Origin of the sequence: Acidovorax sp. HMWF018, assembly GCF_003061035.1 — a bacterium.
Taxonomy (GTDB): domain Bacteria; phylum Pseudomonadota; class Gammaproteobacteria; order Burkholderiales; family Burkholderiaceae_C; genus Acidovorax; species Acidovorax delafieldii.
Window position 1 is genome coordinate 4,839 of record NZ_QAIM01000159.1, and the last position, 1,631, is coordinate 6,469.

General features: G+C 70.0%; 2 protein-coding genes. Both read right to left on the reverse strand.

The features are described 5' to 3' along the window. Window positions 1-694, reverse strand: a 694-nt coding sequence (locus DBR23_RS06190) for a VOC family protein (protein WP_108497653.1), incomplete at its 3' end; no start/stop codon positions are given. Continuing rightward, a complete protein-coding gene (locus DBR23_RS06195) occupies window positions 691-1,566 on the reverse strand; it encodes a PhzF family phenazine biosynthesis protein (RefSeq protein WP_108497654.1) in 876 nt (291 codons plus the stop codon). The genes DBR23_RS06195 and DBR23_RS06190, both read right to left, overlap by 4 nt. Window positions 1,567-1,631 lie beyond the last annotated feature (65 nt).

A 1,631-nucleotide genomic window follows, 5' to 3' on the forward strand; every position in this document is an offset into this window, starting at 1 on the left:
GGGTGACGGGGCCCAGCGGCGTGGAGAGGTGTGCCGTGAGGCCAGGCGCGTTGCCTGCGGCGACGGCGACCTGGGGGCCGACACCGATGGCGTCACATGCCGCCTGCAGCGTGGAGACCTGCGGGTGCTGCAGTGCGAGTTGTTCCAGCTGCACGCCGCTCGCGGGCAGGCTGTCGCAGGGGTGCACGGCGCCCCACTGGATGAGGGTGGGCAGGCATCCGTCCATCAGGCGCAGGCCGTCGTCCCGCACGGTGATCTGCCACTGCAGCAGGCCATGGGGCGTGGGGCGGCTGGCGGTGATGACGGCGCCGCGATCCATGTCCAGCGCCGACAACGCGGTGCACGTGGCCGCCACGTCGGGCACGCTCGCCACCCAGTGGATGAGCTGGGGGCCGTGTTGCGCCACCTGGGCCTGCAGATTGGCGTCATCCATGTCAAACCAGCGTCTTGCGCTAGTGGATACTGCCTTGGGTGCTCCTGGGTTGATAGCAATGATCTCCAGGTAGGCGCGTGGATGCGCCGGGCTGGAGACGTTGAAGATGCGGTTGTGCGTGCCCATTAGCGGGTGTTCGCCGCCCGCCGTGGGAGTGACGCCCAGCGTGCGTTCGCACCAGGCCACACCGCTGGCCAGGTCGGCCGCCAGCACGACCAGGTGGTCCACGCAGGGGGCGTGTTGGGTGGTCGTGGCGGTCACAGCAGCACCTCACCGGCCATGCAGGTGACCGAGCTGCCGCCGACCCAGATGGTGTCGCCGTCCTGTTGCACGTACACCCGCCCGGCGCGTCCCAGGCAGGTGCCTTGGGCGGCCACATATTGGGCGGGGGCCAGCCCGGCGCCGATGAGCCATTGCGCCAGCGCTGCGTTGAGGCTGCCGGTCACGGGGTCTTCGGCCAGGCCGTTGTTGCCGGGGAAGAAGGCGCGCACTTCAAAGGCGATGCCTTCGGCGTCGGTGCTGCCAATGACGCCCACCTTACCACGCGGGCCGACCACGCCCACGTCCAGTTGGCCAAGGATGCTGGCGTCAGGCTTCAGCGCCAGCACCTGCTCGCTGCTGCGCAGCATCACGCCCCGCCAGTTGGGGCCGTTGTCGCACCAGGCGTGGTGCAGGATGTCGCTGCGCGCCACGCCCAGGCCCCGGGCAATCAGCGCCACGTCGTCTTCGGCCAGCGGGCCGCTTTGGATGAGGGGCGGCGCGGCAAAGGCCAGGCGCTCGCCGTCCTGGCGCAGCGTGACCAGGCCCACGCCACACTCCTGCACCACCTGGCCCGCGACCTGGGGCCGTCCGCCGGCTTGGAGCCAAGCGTGGCAGCTGCCCAGCGTGGGGTGGCCTGCAAAAGGCAGTTCGCGCCCGGGGCAGAAGATGCGCACGCGGTAGTCGGCACCGGCGGCGCGCCCTTCCGGGGTGGGGTGCAGCAGGAAGGTGGCTTCGGACAGGTTGGTCCAGTTGGTGAAGTCCTGCATGGCTTCGGTGCTGAGGCCGGAGCCGTCCAGCACCACGGCCAGGGGGTTGCCACGGTAGGGCGTGGCGGTGAATACATCGACTTGCTGGAACGGGCGTTGGTGCATGGTGGTCAGGTCCTTGGTCAATCAAACGGGCAGTGAAGCGGGGTGGGCCGGGCACGCCCTACCGT